Source organism: Thermopolyspora flexuosa (genome assembly GCF_006716785.1).
In the GTDB taxonomy this organism is placed as follows: domain Bacteria; phylum Actinomycetota; class Actinomycetes; order Streptosporangiales; family Streptosporangiaceae; genus Thermopolyspora; species Thermopolyspora flexuosa.
The window spans coordinates 3,477,675-3,493,374 of the sequence record NZ_VFPQ01000001.1 but is presented as its reverse complement, the minus strand read 5'-3'; the positions used below and the strand labels follow the sequence as shown (position 1 = coordinate 3,493,374).

Sequence of the window (15,700 nt, the reverse complement as noted above, 5' to 3'; positions counted from 1 at the left end):
CCGGCCGCTCCAGGGAGCCGGTCGGGCCTTGTCGCGTGGAGGTCAGGCCTTCTCTTGGGCGGCCTCGGCCTCGGCGCGCTCGGCGGCCTCCTCGGGGGCGGCCTCGAGGTCGTCGGAGGCCTGGGCCTGGGTGGAGGCCTTGTCGAGGCGGACCCAGCTCGTGACGCTCTCCGCGGCGAAGAGGACGAACAGGTACGCGGTGAGGACGGCGACGACGATGGTGAGCTGGCCGATCGCCGCGCCGGCGCCGATGACGATCAGGCGGCACTCCCAGCCGAGGCCGGCCTTGAAGATCCAGGCGGGCGGCCAGATGCCCTGCCGGGTGCGGTAGACCGTGTCGTACGTGTGGTAGCCGATCACGTACAGGAGCACGAACAGCAGCCACCTGGGCGTGTCCGTGGCGAGGCCGATGGTGAGGATCGCGAGGAACTCGGCGGCGCGGACGAGCGGCGGGACGAGCCAGTCGAAGCGGCCGAGGTGGTCGCGGGGGACGGTCGGCACCACGAGGGCGACGACGATGAGCGCGGGCACCAGCATGATCGGGCCCGACCCGGCGGCCAGCGTGTCGGTGAACGCCAGGGCGGCGACCGCGACCAGCGCGACGAGCGTGGTGAAGACCGGGGGAAGGCCGGGACCGAGCCGGTCGCGCAGCAGGGCGGCGAGCGGGCCGTCGTCGCGGTAGGAGACGAGGCGCGCGGTCTGGACGCGCAGGCGCTCCTCGTCGGGGTCCGGGGTGGTGGTCACCGGAGTTGTCTGTGGTTGCGTGATCATGCGAGTGACCTCATGAGACGTCCGGTCAGGCTGTAGGCGGCCGCGATGCCACCCCAGATCAGCAGCGTGAGGAAGGTGATGCGAGGCTCGAAGAACGCGGCCGTGATCGCGATGGCGGCGAACCGCTCACCGATGGGGAAGACGATCATCTTGCGCGCCCAGTAGAGCGGGCGGAACCTGCCGGCCTTCGTCCAGAGCCTGAGCAGCTTCTTGATCGTGTTGGTCTGCTCGATGCGGCGCTGGACGAGCGCCTCGCGCAGCGGCGTGTCGGCGCTGACCGTCAGGTCGAGGGTCGGCAGCGGCGGGGGAGCCTTGCGCCGGCGGCGGTGGCCCGCGCCGTACGCGAAGTCGAGCAGGTGCCGGACCGACTGCATGGCGATCGCGGCGAGCGCGAGCGTCCACACGTCGCCCTGCCCGGCCACGGTCGCGCCGATGGCGAGGCCGGCGAAGACCACGTACTCCTTGAAGCGGTCGAAGGTCGCGTCCAGCCAGGCGCCGAGCACCCCGAACTTGCGCGCGTACCGGGCGAGCTGACCGTCGACGCAGTCGAACACGAACGCGAAGTAGATGAGTACGGCTCCCGCCACGGCCCCGGCCCGGGTGCCGGTGGCGAAGCAGGCCGCCGAGGCGACGCCGAGCGTGATGGAGAACAGCGTCACCTGGTTGGGGGTGAGGCCGCGCCGGGCGGCCCAGCGGGCGATGAACCGCGAGTAGGTGCTGACGAAGAACGTGGTGAAGAAGCCGTCCGCGCCCTTGACCGCGTTGTTGAGCCGCACCCGGTCCTCGTCGATGCCCGCCATGATCTGCTGGGCCTCGTCCGCGTCGGCCTGGGTGAACACCCGGCGGTAGTAAAGGTCGCGGCGTCCCCGGATGCCCACGGAGACGCCGCGCCGTACCAGGCACAGGATGAGCAGCTGGACGAGGTCGTCCTCGGGGCCGAGCAGGTGGGTGAGGCCGGCGAGCTCGCGCGCGGCCTCGGCGAGCACGGGGGCGTTCTTCGCGCTCACGTACAGCGGGCCGAGGGCGACCGCGTTGGGCCGGGTGACGGCGTGGTAGGCGGTGCCGACCGAGACCACCCGGGACCGGCCGGCGCGCAGCCGTACCGGCAGGCCCTCGAAGGTGCGGTTGCAGATCTCGGGCTCGGCCTCCTCGATCGGCGGCTCGGGGGTGAGCGGCTCGCCGTTGTCGGCGATCTCCTCGCCCGGCTCCGGGCCCTCGGCGATCTCGGTGCTCTCGGTCGGCCGGGGCTCCTTGGCGATGAGCGCGAGCGCGCCGCGCTTGGTCTTGTTGATCTGGTAGATGAGCTCGTCGTGGATCACCGAGGCGGTCGGCATGATGAGCACGCTCTCGGTGGTGTCCTCGATCGCGTCGGCGAGCGCGCGCAGGTCCTCGGCGATGTCGGTGGTCTCCACCACCCGGCCGGGAAGCTGGCGGTAGAACTTGGCCTCGTCCGGTCTCGCGATGGTGATCGGGTTCGGGTCGAGGGCGGCCATCTGGCCGTACAGGCGAGCCGTGACCGTGGGGGCGGTGGGGAAGGACGACAGCCGGATGTGCACGGGCGACACCGGCTGGATATCTGAGTCGATCGGCCTGGGCGAGGAGCCCAGTAGGACCACGCGGGTCATGGCACCCTTTCAGGCAGCGGCGAAAGGTTTGATCGAAGCGGGGGGTCCGCCAAAGCGAGAAGTTTAGTGACCTTTCGGTAAGGCCCGTGCACGCGAAAGTTCATCCCCGATTCTTCCCTACTTTGTGTTCTTCCTTCGGTGTTCCCCGTCTGCGCCTGTTTCGGACCTGGTGCGACGCAGCACGTCGTCAAGGGTCCGTACACTGGCCGGGTGGGTCTGTATCGTGACGAGGGCGTCGTGCTCCGCACCCAGAAGCTGGGGGAGGCTGACAGAATCGTTACGATTCTGACGAAACGCACGGGCAAGGTGCGCGCGGTGGCGAAAGGCGTCCGCCGTACGATGTCCCGCTTCGGCGCCCGGCTGGAGCCGTTCACCCATGTGGATCTCCAGCTCCACACCGGCAGGTCACTCGACGTTATCACCCAGGCCGAGACCCTCCACCCGTACGGCGAGGCGGTCGTGCGCGACTACGCCCGCTACACCGCGGGCAGCGCGATGCTGGAGGCCGCCGACCGCATCACCGTGGCCGAGAAGGAGCCGGCGCTCCGGCAGTTCCTGCTGCTCGTGGGCGGGCTGCGCACGCTCGCCGCGGGCGAGCACGAGCCGCGCCTCGTGCTCGACGCCTACTTCCTGCGCTCGCTCGCCGTGGCGGGCTACGCCCCGGCGCTCACCGAGTGCGCCCGGTGCGGCGCCCAGGCGGTACGGGCGTTCGCGATCGCGGCCGGCGGCGTGGTGTGCGCGCGCTGCCGCCCGGCGGGCGCGGCCGTACCCGCGGCGGAGACGATCGCGTTGATGATCGCGCTGCTGCGCGGCGACTGGGCGGCGGCGGACGCCTCCGAGCCCCGGCATCGTGCCGAATGCAGCGGCCTTATCGCCGCATATCTGCAATGGCACCTCGAACACGGAATACGCTCGCTACGCCATGTCGAACGAGTCTGAGAGCGAGTGATGGCAGTTCGCCCACCTTCTCCGCATCCGTCCGGCGCGACCCCGCCGAACCTCCCGCGTGAGCTCATCCCGCGGCACGTCGCCATCGTCATGGACGGCAACGGCCGCTGGGCCAAGGCGCGCGGGCTTCCCCGTACCGAGGGTCACAAGATGGGGGAGTCGTCCCTGTTCGACGTGATCGAAGGGGCGATCGAACTCGGCATCCCCTACCTGTCGGCGTACGCCTTCTCCACCGAGAACTGGAAGCGCTCCCCGGAGGAGGTGCGCTTCCTCATGGGCTTCAACCGGGACGTGATCCGCCGCCGCCGCGACCAGCTGCACGAGATGGGCGTGCGGGTGCGCTGGGCCGGCCGTACCGGGCGGCTGTGGAAGAGCGTGATCAAGGAGCTGCGCGACGCCGAGGAGCTCACCAAGAACAACACGGTGCTGACGCTCCAGTTCTGCGTGAACTACGGCGGCCGCGCCGAGATCGTCGACGCCGCGACCAGGATCGCGCAGGACGTCGCCGCCGGGCGGCTCAAGCCGGAGAAGATCACCGAGAAGACGTTCCGCCGCTACCTCGACGAGCCGGACATCCCGGACGTCGACCTGTTCCTCCGGTCGTCCGGCGAGCAGCGCATCTCGAACTTCCTGCTGTGGCAGTCGGCCTACGCCGAGATGGTCTTCCTCAACCAGCTCTGGCCCGACTTCGACCGGCGCGACCTGTGGCAGGCCGTCGAGATCTACGCCAAGCGCGACCGCCGGTACGGCGGCGCCGAGCCCGTCTAGCCCGCCCCGCCGCGGCGCGGCCCACGCCCGTGCCCGCCTCCGGCGGGTGCGGGCCGCCCTTCGGGCCGGTGGCCGTACGGCGGCTCAGGCCCGGCGACGGGCCCGGTAGGCGGCCACGTGCATCCGGTTCCCGCAGGTACGGCTGTCGCAGTAGACGCGGGACCGGTTGCGCGACTCGTCGATGAAGATGTGCGAGCAGTCGGGGGCGGCACAGGTGCGCAGCCGCTCCCACTCGTTCTCCACCAGCAGGTAGGCGAGGGCGATCGCGCACTCGGCGGCGAGGTGCTCGGCGACCGAGGAGCCGGGCGCGAAGTAGTGGATGTGCAGCGGGTGGCCGTCGTGCTCGGTGAGCCGGGGCGTGATCCGGGTGCCGCTGAGCAGCGCGTTGAGCCGGGTGATCACGCCCTCCCGGTCCGGCGCGGTGCACACCTCGTGGAACGCGGCCCGCACCGCGCGCACCTCGTCGAGGTCGCGCCGCTCCAGCGCGCCGATGCCGCTCACCTGCCTGCGGGCAAGGAAGTCCGCAAGGTCGGACAGGTCGCAGAGCGCCTCCTCGCCGTGGGTCTCCGGGGCGGTGTTGATCAGCTCCACCACGGTCGCGAGCGAATGCGCCATGTCATGACTGAAGGCCATGTTGACTCCTGTCCGCTCGTGGGCTTAGCGTGGCCCTGATGCGCCGCACGCCGACTGTTGGGAAGACTATCCCCGTTCTCGTCGCCGTGGCGGGCGCTCTGGTGATCTCGACATCGGGGCCGCTCGTGCGGCTCTCCGAGGCCACCCCGGCCACGTCCGCGTTGTTCCGGTGTGGCTACGCGGTGCCCGCGCTCGCCGCGCTCGCCTGGTGGGAGCGGCGGCGGCTCGGCGCGATGTCGTGGCGCGAGTGCCGCCGTGCCTGGCTCGCCGGGGTGTTCTTCGCCCTCGACCTGCTGTTCTGGCACCTGTCCATCGGGTACATCGGGGCCGGGCTCGCCACCGTGCTCGGCAACCTGCAGGTGGTGATCGTGGCGTTCGCCGCCTGGGCGCTGCTCGGCGAGCGCCCCTCGGCCCGGATCGCGGTGGCCACGCCGGTGGTGCTCGGCGGGGCCGTGCTCATCTCCGGAGCCTTCGACGCCGCGCCGTACGGGGAGGACCCGGCGCTCGGCGTGCTGTTCGGCCTGCTCACCTCGCTCACCTACGCCGCGTACCTGCTCGTGCTGCGCGCCGGGTCGGGCACCGGCCGCCGCGCCGCCGGGCCGCTCGCGCACGCCACCGCGGTCGCCACGGTCGCGATCGCGGCGCTGAGCCCGCTGTTCGGCGGCGCCGACCTGCGCCCGGAGTGGCCGACGCACGGCTGGCTGCTGCTGCTCGCGCTCGGCCCGCAGGTGCTCGGCTGGGTGCTGATCACCTACTCGCTGCCCCGGCAGCCCGCCGCGCTCACCGCGCTGATCCTGCTCATCCAGCCGGTGACCACGGTGGCGCTGTCGGCCGTGTTGCTCGGTGAGCGCCCCTCGGCGCTCCAGCTCGCCGGCTGCGTCGCGGTCGCCCTCGGCGTGCTGTACGGCTCGCGCCCGGCCCGTCAGCCCGCCTTGGCCTCCTCGGCGCAGGAGGGGCAGGTGCCGAACACCTCGACGGTGTGAGTCACGTCGGTGAACCCGTGCTCCTTGCCGACCGCCTCGGCCCACCGCTCCACGTCCGGCCCGGCCACCTCGACGGTCTTCCCGCAGCGGCGGCACACGAGATGGTGGTGGTGGCTCACCGTCGCGCACGCGCGGTAGACGGCCTCGCCGTCGTCGGTGCGCAGCACGTCGATCTCCCCGGCGTCGCTGAGCGCCTGCAGCGCGCGGTAGACCGTCGTCAGGCCGATCTTGGCTCCCGACGCCCGCATCTCGGCGTAAATGTCCTGCGCGCTCCGGAACGAGGTGCTTGCGGCGAGTACCTTCCGGACGGCCTGCCGGCGACTGGTCGTCATGGTGCGGACTCCTGTGTACGGCTTCGCCGTACGAATCTACCCAGGGTCAGCGCCGCCCCGAACCCGGCCAGGGCGATGAGCACGATCGCGGCCCCGGGCGCGACGTCCACGTAGTAGGCGGAGGTGAGCCCGCCCACCGTGGCGGCCACGCCGATCGCCATGGACAGCAGCATGGTGGCGCGGAAGCCCCGGGTGAGCTGCTGGCTCGTGGCCACCGGCACGACCATGAGCGCGCTCACCAGCAGCAGCCCCACCACGCGCATCGCGATGACCACGGTGAGCGCCGCGGTGACCGCGATGAGCAGGCTGAGGAACCGCACCGGCAGCCCGCTCGCCTTGGCCACCTCCTCGTCCTGGCAGAGCACGAACAGCTCGCGCCCGAACAGCGCCACCACCGCGAGCACCGCCGCCGCCATGATCGCGATCACCCACAGGTCGAGGTCGGTGACGCTGCTGATCGAGCCGAACAGGTAGGAGGTGAGGGTGGCGTTGCTGCCGCCCGGCGCGAGCCCGATGAGCAGCACGCCGCCCGCGATGCCGCCGTAGAACAGCAGCGCGAGCGCGACGTCCCCGCCGGTGCGGCCGCGGCTGCGCACCAGCTCGATCGCGATCGCGCCGAGCACCGAGACGACCACCGCGGTGAGCACCGGCGCGGTCCCGGTGAGGAAGCCGAGCGCGACGCCGGTGAGCGCGACGTGCCCGACGCCGTCGCCGAGCAGCGCGAGCCGCCGCTGCACGATGAACGTGCCCACGGCCGGGGCGGCGAGCCCGACGAGCACCGCGGCGAGCAGCGCCCGCCGCATGAAGTCGAAGGCGAGCAGTTCCATCACGATGTCCACCTCAGCAGCTCGTCGCGCTCGGCCGGGCCGTGCGGGTGCACGTGGTCGTGGCCGGGCCGAGCGTGCACGCCGACCGCCTGCGGCGGCTTGCCGTCGTGCACGATCACCCCGTCGCGCAGCACCACCGCCCGGGAGATGAGCGGCTCCAGCGGGCCGAGCTCGTGCATGACGAGCACGACGGTACGGCCCTTCGCCACGAGCGTGGCGAGCACGTCGGCGAGCGCCTGCTGGCTCGCCGCGTCCACCCCGGCGGTGGGCTCGTCCATGACGAACACGTCCGGCTGCCCGGCGAGCGCGCGGGCGATCAGCACGCGCTGCTGCTGGCCGCCGGAGAGGGCGTGCACGGGGTCGTTCGCGCGGGCGGTCAGGCCCATCGCCTCGAGCGCGTCGGCGACCGCGGCCTTGTCCTCGGCGGTGGTGCGCCGCCACCGCCGCTGCCGGGCGATCCGGCCGCTGAGCACCACCTCGCGCACGGTCGCGGGCACCCCGCCGCCGACCGAGAGGCGCTGCGGCACGTACCCGATGCGCTTCCAGTCGCGGAAGCGCGACGGCGGCACGCCGTACAGCAGGGTGGTGCCGCCGGAGAGCGGGACGAGGCCGAGCAGCGCCCGGACGAGGGTGGACTTGCCGGAGCCGTTCGCGCCGAGGATCGCGACCGCCTCGCCCTCGGAGACGGTCAGGTCGATGCCCCGCAGCACGGGCCGGCGGTCGAGGGTCACCCGGCCGCCGGTCATCTGGAAGACGGATGTCACGTGAGATCGGTCCAGGTCGATCGGTTCGATGTCGGCGCCCGGCCGGGTCAGGAGCAGCCGAGCGCGGTCCGCAGGCGGGCGAGATTCTCCCGGGCCGCCGACAGATAGTCCCCCGTCTCCGGGCGGCTCTCGATCGGGTTGAGCACCTCGGTCTTCGCGCCCACCTCTGCGGCGAGGACCTCGGCCACCTTCGGGTTGACGAGATCCTCGGTGAAAATGGTAGTTATCTTCTCCTGCTTCGCCACCTTCGCCACCTCTGCCAGGCGTGCGGGCGAAGGTTCGCTTTCTGGGTCGATGCCACTGATGCCCACCTGCTTGAGCCTGTACCGCTCCGCCAGGTAGCCGAACGCGGCATGGCTCGTGACCACGGTACGGCGGGCACAGTCGGCGAGCCCGTCGCTCATCTCCTTGTCGAGGTCGGTGAGCTCCTTCGCGGTGGCCGCGGCGCGTGACCGGTAGCCGTCGGCGTGCGCGGCGTCGGCCTCGGCGAGCCGGTCGCCGAGCCTCGTGGCGACGGTCGCGAACCGGGAGGGGTCGAGCCACAGGTGCGGGTCGTACTCGGTCCCCTCGTGGCCGTGGCCCTCCTCGTCCTCCTCGTGCCCGGGCTCCTCGGCGGCGGGGATCGTGCCGACCACGCTCGCCACGTCGAACGACCGGTCCGGGGCGTGCTCGGCGACCGCCTCGTCGACCGCGGGCTGCACCCCCTTGAGGTAGACGACGAGGTCGGCCTCGGCGATCTCGGCGATCTGCCGGGGCGTGAGCTCCAGGTCGTGGGGCTCGACCCCGGGCGCGGTGAGCGTGCCCACCTCGGCGTCGGACCCGGCGACCCGCGCGCTCACCCACTCCAGCGGGTAGAAGGCCGCGAGCACCTTCGGCCGGTCGCCCCCCGGCGAGCCGCCGGACGCCCCGGTCGGCGAGCCGCACGCGGTGGCCGCGAGCAGCGCGAGCCCGCCGGCGATCGCGGCGGCCGGGCGGCGCAGCGCGGCGACGCGGGACGCGACCGCGGATCGGGAGACGGTGGGGAATGCGGGCCTATGGCGGGAGGTTTCACGCTTCACGCCTCCGAGTATGGGGCAAAATGAAAACCATTGTCAAAACGGCCCAAGCCTGACAAACGGCCCCAATGCCCCGCAACGGGATGTGTGGAACCTGCCGCCTGAACAGGGCGAACGCCGTCATGTCCGGTACGCGTCACAGCTCGCACACGACGCATCGCCGTACCGGACGGCCCGCGAACGGCGCCGTGTCCGGGCGGGTCGGTCACGCGCGGCGTCCGGCCCCGGGCGCGGACGGGCCGGCCCGGGGCAACGGACACGCACGCACGCTCAGGCGACCATGCGGTGCTCGCCCGCGTACACGTTCATCGACGACCCGCGCACGAACCCCAGCAGGGTCAGCCCCTCCTCGGCGGCGAGCTCCACCGCGAGCGACGAGGGCGCCGACACCGCGGCGAGCGCGGGGATGCCGCCCATCACGGCCTTCTGCACCAGCTCGAACGAGGCCCGCCCGGAGACCATGAGCACGGTCGACCGCAGCGGCAGCCGCCCCTCCTGCACGGCCCAGCCGAGCACCTTGTCCACCGCGTTGTGCCGCCCGACGTCCTCGCGCACGCACAGCGGCTCGCCCGAGGCGTCGAACAGCCCGGCCGCGTGCAGCCCGCCGGTGCGGTCGAACACCTGCTGGGCGGCCCGCAGCCGCTCGGGCAGGGCCGCCACCAGCTCCGGGTCGAGCCGCAGCGGGTCGTCCGCGATCCGCCACCGGGCCACCGTCCGCACCGCCTCCAGGCTCGCCTTCCCGCACACCCCGCAGGAGGAGGTGGTGTAGAAGTTGCGCTCCAGCGAGGTGTCCGGCTCCCGTACGCCGGGGGCGAGGCTGAGGTCGAGCACGTTGTAGGTGTTCATCCCGTCCTCGAGCGCCCCGGCGCAGTACCGCATGCCGGCGATGTCGTCCGGTGAGGCGATCACGCCCTCGCTCACCAGGAACCCGGCGGCCAGCTCGAAGTCGTGCCCCGGCGTCCGCATGGTGACGGTGACCGGCCTGCCGTTCACCCGGATCTCCAGCGGCTCCTCGGCGGCGAGCACGTCCACCCGGTGCGAGACCGCCGAGTCCCGCACCCGCATCACCCTGCGGCGCACGGTGACCCTGCCCACGGGCCTACCCCTCCTTCGAGGAACTCGGCAGGTTCTGCACGTGCTGGAAGCCGAAGCGGCCCTTGATGCACAGGTTGCCGTGGGTCACCGGGTTGTCGTGCGGCGAGGTGACCTTGACGATCCGGTTGTCCTGCACGTGCAGCGTGAGGTTGCAGCCCACGCCGCAGTAGGAGCAGATCGTGGTCACCTGGGTCTGCCGCGACTCGTCCCAGGTGCCGTCCTGGCGCATGTCGTACTCGGACTTGAACGACAGCGCGCCGGTCGGGCAGACCTCGATGCAGTTGCCGCAGTAGACGCACGCCGAGTCGGGCAGCGGCGCGTCGAACTCGGTGGAGATCGTCGCGTCGAAGCCGCGCCCGGCCACCGCGATCGCGAAGGTGTTCTGCCACTGCTCGCCGCACGCGTCCACGCACTTGTAGCACAGGATGCACTTGTCGTAGTCGCGCACGTAGAGGTCGTTGTCCACCTTCGCCGGGCGGTCGAGCTTCTCGGCGTCCGGGCCGAACCGGTCCGGGTCGGCGCCGTACTCGTCGATCCACTCCTGCGCCCGCGGGGTGGTGGACAGGTCGACCGAGGAGGCGAGCAGCTCCAGCACGATCTTGCGGCTGTGCCGCACCCGCTCGGTGTCGGTCCCGACGACCATGCCGGGCTCGGCCTTGCGGGAGCAGGCGGGGGCGAGCGTGCGCGCGCCCTCCACCTCGACCACGCACACCCGGCAGGCGTTCTTCGGCGTCAGCGTGTCGCCGTAGCACAGCGTCGGGATGTCCTTGCCGAGCGAGGCGCAGGCGTCGAGGATCGTCGAGCCCTCCGGCACCCGGACGGTCTCGCCGTCCACCGTGATCTCGACGAGCCGCCGCGGCGGCTCCACCGGAACACCCCTCATCACGAGCTCTCCCTGCCGTCGGCGACGCCCTGCGTCGCGTTGAAAACCCCCAGCCGGTCGATCGCCGACTCGATCGCGTTCCACGCGGTCTGCCCGAGGCCGCAGATCGAGGCGTCGCGCATCGCCTGGCCGACCTCCCGCAGCAGCGCGATGTCGCCGTCGGGGGAGCGGCCGTTGGCGCGGAGCCGGTTCAGCGCCTCGTGCTGCCGGACCGTGCCGACCCGGCAGGGCACGCACTGGCCGCACGACTCCTCGCGGAAGAACTCGGCGATGCGCAGCAGGATGCCGGGCAGCTCCACGCTGTCGTCGAGCACGAGCACCACGCCGGAGCCGAGGGTCGCGCCCGCCGCGCGGGTGCCCTCGAAGGTGAGCGGGATGTCGAGCTCGTCGCCCCGCACGAACGCCCCGGCCGCGCCGCCGAGCAGCACCGCGCGCAGGGTGCGGCCCTCGGGCACGCCGCCGGCGAGCTCGAGCAGGTCGCGCAGCGTCGCCCCGAACGGCAGCTCGTACACGCCGGGCCTGCGGACCGTGCCGGAGACGCAGAACAGCTTCGGGCCGGTCGAGCCGCCGGTGCCGATCGCCCTGTACGCCTCGGCGCCCATGGTGAGGATCACCGGGACGTTGACCAGCGTCTCCACGTTGTTCACCACGGTGGGCTTGCCGAACAGGCCCTTCTCCACCGGGAACGGCGGCTTGCTGCGCGGCTCGCCGCGGCGGCCCTCGATCGAGTTGAAGATCGCCGTCTCCTCGCCGCAGATGTACGCCCCGGCGCCGCGGCGGATCTCGATGTCGAACGAGAAGTCCTGGCCCATCACCCGCTCGCCGAGGAAGCCGCGCGCCCGCGCGGTGGCGATCGCGTGCTCCAGGCGGCGCAGCGCCCGCGGGTACTCGCCGCGGATGTACAGGTAGCCGCGGGAGGCGCCGATCGCGTACCCGGCGATCGTCATCGCCTCGATGAGCGCGTACGGGTCGCCCTCCATGATGACCCGGTCCTTGAAGGTGCCCGGCTCGCTCTCGTCGGCGTTGCACACCAGGTACTTGGGCCGGTCCGGCCGGCTCGCGGTCGCCTGCCACTTGCGGCCGGTGGGGAACGCCGCGCCGCCCCGGCCGACCAGGCCGGAGTCGAGCACCTCGCGAATCACCCCGGCGGGGCCGAGCTCGAACGCCCGGCGCAGCGCCGTGTAGCCGCCGTGCGCCCGGTAGTCGTCGAGGCTCGCCGGGTCCACCACGCCGACGCGGCGCAGCAGGACCAGGCCGTCCTGCCCGGCCTGCGGCACCGCCCTCTCCGCGGGCGGCTCGTCGACCTCGGCCACCTCGGCGACGGTCTCCGGGTCGGCCGGGCCGTACACGGTGTAGGAGGGGGTCTCGCCGGCGCGCAGGGTGAGCGCGGCCGGGGCCCGCTCGCACAGGCCGAGGCACGGGCTCGGGTGCCAGGACAGCCCGGGCGGGCCGAGCCGCTCCTCGACCGCCTGCCGTACCTGGTCGGCGCCCTTCGCCTGGCAGGCGATGTCGGTGCACACGTGCAGCACGGCCTGCGGGCGCGGCTTGGTGGAGAACAGGGAGTAGAACGTCGCCACGCCGTACGCCTCGGCCGGTGGGATGGTGAGGCGGCGGCAGATGTAGTCGAGCGCGCCCTCGCTGATCCACCCGACGCGGTCGTTCACCGCGTGCAGGGCGGGGAGCAGCAGGTCGCGGCGCTCCCGGGCGGCGTGCCCGCCGACGGCGACGCGCAGGTCGCGTTCGCTGCGCTCGCCGCCCTCCCAGGCGGACGGGGCCGGGCCGAGGAGCGCGTCGACGGCGGCGCGCTCCTCGGCGGTGGGTTCGACGTCACGGAAACGAATGTCCACAGTTCACCCGATCTGCGCAGGTTCGAGCTTCTCCACCCGGATGGCGGCCGCCTTGTACTCGGCGGTTCCCGCGACGGGGCAGGTCGCCTCGATGGTGAGGCTGTTGGTGTCGACCTCGTCGGGGAAGTGGAAGGTCATGAACGCCAGGCCCGGGCGCAGGCCCGGGTCGATCCGCACCGGGGCGATCACCGAGGCGCGGCGCGAGGTGATGCGCACCTTCTCGCCCTCGCGGACCCCGAGCCGCTCGGCGTCCTCCGGGCACAGGTCGATCGTCTCGCCCTTGCGCAGCGGCGAGTCGAACCCGCTCGACTGCACGCCGGTGTTGTACGAGTCGAGCCGGCGGCCGGTGGTGAGCCGGATCGGGTACTCGTCGGTGAGCGTGTCGACCGGCGGGGAGTGCTTGAGCACCGCGAACGGGGCGGGCTTGCCGCGCTTGGCCGGGTCCTCCTCCCACAGCCGGCCGTGCAGGAACGGCGGCTCGAGGGAGTCCTCCGAGTAGCACGGCCACTGGATGCCCTGCAGCCTCTCCAGCCGCTCGTAGGTCATGCCGCGGTGGATCGGGGAGAGCGAGCGCAGCTCGTTCCAGACCTCCTCGGCGCTCTCGTAACGCCAGTCGTGGCCGAGCCGGCGCGCGATCTCGCAGATGATCTCGATGTCGTCGCGGGCCTCGCCGGGCGGGTTGAGCGCCTTGCGCACCCGCTGCACCCGGCGCTCGCTGTTGGTGAAGGTGCCCTCGGACTCGCACCAGGCCGCGGCGGCGGGGAGCACCACGTCGGCCATCTGCGCGGTCTTGGTCAGGAAGATGTCCTGGACCACGAGGTGGTCGAGCATGCTCATCCGCTTGATCGTGTGCAGCGTGTCGGCCTCGGACTGCACAGGGTTCTCGCCGATCACGTACGCGGTGGTGATCCGGCCCTCGCCCATCGCCTCGAGCATCTGGGTGAGGTTGTGGCCGTACCGCGGCTGGATCTTGACGCCCCAGGCGGCCTCGAACTTGGCGCGGACCTCCGGGTCGAGGATGTCCTGGAAGCCGGGCAGCCGGTTCGGGATCGCGCCCATGTCGCCGCCGCCCTGCACGTTGTTCTGGCCGCGCAGCGGGGACAGGCCGGAGCCGTACCGGCCGACGTGGCCGGTGAGCAGCGCGAGGTTGATCAGGGCGCGCACGTTGTCGGTGGCGTTGTGGTGCTCGGTGATGCCCAGGGTCCACACGAGCTGCGCCCGGTCGGCGGTGGCGTACGCGTGCGCGAGCTCGCGGATCGCCTCCGCGGGCACCCCGGTCACCTGCTCGGCGACCTCGAGCGTCCACGGCTCGACCGCGGCGGCGAACTCCTCGTAGCCCTCGGTGGCGCGCTCCACGAACGTCCTGTTGACCAGCCCGGCGTGGATGATCTCGCGGGCGACCGCGTTGGCGAGCGGGATGTCGGTGCCGACGTTGAGGCCCAGCCACAGGTCCGCCCACTGGGCGGTGCTCGTGCGCCGCGGGTCCACGGCGATCATGCGGGCGCCGTTGCGGATGCCCTTGAGCACGTGCTGGAAGAAGATCGGATGGGCCTCGCGGGCGCTCGACCCCCACATCACGATCACGTCGGCGTGCTCGACCTCCTCGTAGGAGGAGGTGCCGCCGCCGCTGCCGAACACCGCCGAGAGGCCGGCCACGCTGGGCGCGTGACAGGTGCGGTTGCAGGAGTCGACGTTGTTGTTGCCGATCACCACGCGGGTGAACTTCTGCGCCACGTAGTTGAGCTCGTTGGTGGAGCGGGCGCAGGCGAGCATGCAGAAGGCGTCGACGCCGTTCCGCTCGATGTTCCGCCGGAAGCCCTCGGCGGCCTTGTCCAGCGCCTCCTCCCACGTGGCCCGGCGCAGCACGCCGTCCTCGCGGATCAGGGGATGGGTGAGTCTTTCGTAGCGCTCGGGTCGTTTCCTCTTCATGCCCATCCTTCCTCTATGGCTGTGCGCCCGACGCTAGGTAGCCTCGGCGGTCTCGGCAAGAACTTCTCCGCCTGGTAGCAGACGACTGCCCCGGCCGGTCGTGTTGACCATATTGTCGGCAATCAATGGTGACATGTACACCAAGCGAGAACGACAGGCCCCCCTTCCCGGCCAGGCCGTTTTGACACCCGTCTTCGCAGGTCCACCCCGGTTGATCGGGTTGCTGTGACTCTATGCGACGATTCGGGCTGCGCGCGTCACGTCCCTCGCGGCCTGTGGATAACCGTACGGCCCGGCCCGGTCCGCGGCGGGCCTCGTCGTACGGCCGCGCGGCGGGGTGCGTGGGCGCGTCGCGTGCCGTCGCCGCCGAGCCCGGCCGCCCGGTGCGGATCATGATGGAGGTGCCCTGACCGTGCGTTTCGCCGTGAACCTGTCGATCCTGTTCACCGAGCTGCCGCTGCTCGAACGCCCGGCCGCGGCGGCGCGGGCCGGGTTCGACGCGGTGGAGATGTGGTGGCCGTTCGACGGCCCGCAGCCCGCCGACCGCGAGCTCGACGCGCTGCGCCGCGCGATCGAGGACGCCGGGGTACGGCTCGTCGGCCTCAACTTCGACGGCGGCGACATGGCCGCCGGGGACCGCGGCCTGATCTGCTCGCCGACCGGCTCGGCCCGGTTCCGCGCCAACATCGACGTCGCCGTCGGTTTCGCGAGCACCCTCGGCTGCCGGGTCATGAACGCCCTCTACGGCAACCTCGATCCGGACGTCCCCGCCGCCGTCCAGCGCCGCCTCGCCGTGGAGAACCTGGGCCGCGCCGCCGAGGCCGCCGCCCGCGCCGGCATCACCGTGCTCGTCGAGGCCACCAACACCTACGACAACCCGCGCTACGGCATCACCTCGTCGGCCGCGGCCTACGAGCTCATCGGCGAGGTGGGCGCGGCCAACGTCGCGTTCCTCGCCGACCTCTACCATCTGGCCCGCATGGGCGAGGACGTCGCCGCCCTCATCGACCGCGATGGCGCCCGCTTCGGCCACGTCCAGATCGCCGACGTCCCCGGCCGCGGCCGCCCCGGCACCGGCGTCCTGCCGTACCCGGACCTGCTCGCCCGCCTCGAGGCCACCGGCTACTCCGGCCACGTCTCCCTCGAGTACCGGCCGAGCGGCCCGAGCGCCGGCGAGTTCGGCTGGCTCACCCCGGACCGGACCCGCTGGCGTTAGCCGTCGGCCGTGCCGTACCGGCGG

15 protein-coding genes are annotated in these 15,700 nt (G+C 72.3%); 4 read left to right on the top strand and 11 right to left on the bottom strand.

From position 1 onward, the window contains the following. Positions 1-42 precede the first annotated feature (42 nt). Together FHX40_RS26075 and FHX40_RS26070 are read right to left on the bottom strand one after the other, a co-directional pair. Entirely contained in the window at positions 43-744 is a 702-nt protein-coding gene (locus FHX40_RS26075) for a DUF5941 domain-containing protein (RefSeq protein ID WP_268241018.1), read from the bottom strand. A 23-nt stretch (positions 745-767) separates the two neighbouring features. Further along, a complete protein-coding gene (locus tag FHX40_RS26070) occupies positions 768-2,396 on the bottom strand; it encodes a CDP-alcohol phosphatidyltransferase family protein (protein ID WP_142260165.1) in 1,629 nt (542 codons plus the stop codon). Positions 2,397-2,606: 210 nt separating this feature from the next. Here FHX40_RS26070 and recO point away from each other — a divergent pair, with 210 nt between their 5' ends. Then, complete coding sequence (recO, locus tag FHX40_RS14800) at positions 2,607-3,335, top strand: DNA repair protein RecO (protein ID WP_142260164.1); 729 nt, start codon at positions 2,607-2,609, stop codon at positions 3,333-3,335. A gap of 9 nt (positions 3,336-3,344) precedes the next feature. Continuing rightward, a complete protein-coding gene (locus FHX40_RS14795; RefSeq protein ID WP_142260163.1) occupies positions 3,345-4,112 on the top strand; it encodes an isoprenyl transferase in 768 nt (255 codons plus the stop codon). Between the two features lie 84 nt (positions 4,113-4,196). Here the strand turns inward: FHX40_RS14795 and FHX40_RS14790 are convergent, their stop codons facing one another. Beyond that, entirely contained in the window at positions 4,197-4,745 is a 549-nt protein-coding gene (locus tag FHX40_RS14790) for a CGNR zinc finger domain-containing protein (protein ID WP_142260162.1), read from the bottom strand. Positions 4,746-4,783: 38 nt separating this feature from the next. On the opposite strand from FHX40_RS14790, the gene FHX40_RS14785 reads away from it, so the two are divergent. Then, positions 4,784-5,728, top strand: coding sequence for a DMT family transporter (locus tag FHX40_RS14785; RefSeq protein ID WP_142260161.1), 945 nt, complete (start codon positions 4,784-4,786; stop codon positions 5,726-5,728). Here the strand turns inward: FHX40_RS14785 and FHX40_RS14780 are convergent. The 8 genes from FHX40_RS14780 to fdhF form a co-directional block, all read right to left on the bottom strand. Then, the gene (locus FHX40_RS14780; protein WP_142260160.1) at positions 5,668-6,060 is read right to left on the bottom strand and encodes a Fur family transcriptional regulator; all 393 of its coding nucleotides are present in this window, start codon (positions 6,058-6,060) and stop codon (positions 5,668-5,670) included. The genes FHX40_RS14785 and FHX40_RS14780 overlap by 61 nt on opposite strands. Continuing rightward, positions 6,057-6,890, bottom strand: a complete 834-nt coding sequence (locus FHX40_RS14775) for a metal ABC transporter permease (RefSeq protein WP_142261792.1) — start codon at positions 6,888-6,890, stop codon at positions 6,057-6,059. The genes FHX40_RS14780 and FHX40_RS14775 overlap by 4 nt, the downstream gene beginning before the upstream one ends. Further along, positions 6,887-7,633: a metal ABC transporter ATP-binding protein gene (locus FHX40_RS14770; protein ID WP_142261790.1), complete on the bottom strand. Its 747-nt coding sequence runs from the start codon at positions 7,631-7,633 to the stop codon at positions 6,887-6,889. The genes FHX40_RS14775 and FHX40_RS14770 overlap by 4 nt, the downstream gene beginning before the upstream one ends. A gap of 65 nt (positions 7,634-7,698) precedes the next feature. Then, a complete protein-coding gene (locus FHX40_RS14765; protein ID WP_229788343.1) occupies positions 7,699-8,709 on the bottom strand; it encodes a metal ABC transporter substrate-binding protein in 1,011 nt (336 codons plus the stop codon). A 267-nt stretch (positions 8,710-8,976) separates the two neighbouring features. Beyond that, entirely contained in the window at positions 8,977-9,801 is an 825-nt protein-coding gene (gene fdhD, locus FHX40_RS14760) for a formate dehydrogenase accessory sulfurtransferase FdhD (RefSeq protein WP_142260159.1), read from the bottom strand. 4 nt (positions 9,802-9,805) lie between these two features. Next, positions 9,806-10,684 carry a 2Fe-2S iron-sulfur cluster-binding protein gene (locus tag FHX40_RS14755; RefSeq protein ID WP_142260158.1) on the bottom strand — a complete coding sequence of 293 codons (879 nt, stop codon included), beginning with the start codon at positions 10,682-10,684 and terminating at the stop codon, positions 9,806-9,808. Continuing rightward, the gene (locus FHX40_RS14750; protein ID WP_142260157.1) at positions 10,684-12,531 is read right to left on the bottom strand and encodes an NAD(P)H-dependent oxidoreductase subunit E; all 1,848 of its coding nucleotides are present in this window, start codon (positions 12,529-12,531) and stop codon (positions 10,684-10,686) included. Before FHX40_RS14750 ends, FHX40_RS14755 begins: the two co-directional genes overlap by 1 nt. Positions 12,532-12,534: 3 nt before the next feature. Continuing rightward, positions 12,535-14,460, bottom strand: a complete 1,926-nt coding sequence (gene fdhF / locus FHX40_RS14745) for a formate dehydrogenase subunit alpha (RefSeq protein ID WP_142260156.1) — start codon at positions 14,458-14,460, stop codon at positions 12,535-12,537. Between the two features lie 412 nt (positions 14,461-14,872). Between fdhF and FHX40_RS14740 the strand changes: the two genes are divergently transcribed. After that, positions 14,873-15,676, top strand: coding sequence for a hydroxypyruvate isomerase family protein (locus FHX40_RS14740; protein ID WP_142260155.1), 804 nt, complete (start codon positions 14,873-14,875; stop codon positions 15,674-15,676). Positions 15,677-15,700 lie beyond the last annotated feature (24 nt).

Coding starts and splice junctions, on each gene's coding strand:
- FHX40_RS14755 (WP_142260158.1), bottom strand. CDS start 10,684: ATGAGGGGTGTTCCGGTGGAGCCGCCGCGGCGGCTCGTCGAGATCACG.
- fdhF (WP_142260156.1), bottom strand. CDS start 14,460: ATGAAGAGGAAACGACCCGAGCGCTACGAAAGACTCACCCATCCCCTG.
- FHX40_RS26070 (WP_142260165.1), bottom strand. CDS start 2,396: ATGACCCGCGTGGTCCTACTGGGCTCCTCGCCCAGGCCGATCGACTCA.
- FHX40_RS14795 (WP_142260163.1), top strand. CDS start 3,345: ATGGCAGTTCGCCCACCTTCTCCGCATCCGTCCGGCGCGACCCCGCCG.
- FHX40_RS14780 (WP_142260160.1), bottom strand. CDS start 6,060: ATGACGACCAGTCGCCGGCAGGCCGTCCGGAAGGTACTCGCCGCAAGC.
- FHX40_RS14785 (WP_142260161.1), top strand. CDS start 4,784: ATGCGCCGCACGCCGACTGTTGGGAAGACTATCCCCGTTCTCGTCGCC.
- FHX40_RS14790 (WP_142260162.1), bottom strand. CDS start 4,745: ATGGCCTTCAGTCATGACATGGCGCATTCGCTCGCGACCGTGGTGGAG.
- FHX40_RS14770 (WP_142261790.1), bottom strand. CDS start 7,633: ATGACCGGCGGCCGGGTGACCCTCGACCGCCGGCCCGTGCTGCGGGGC.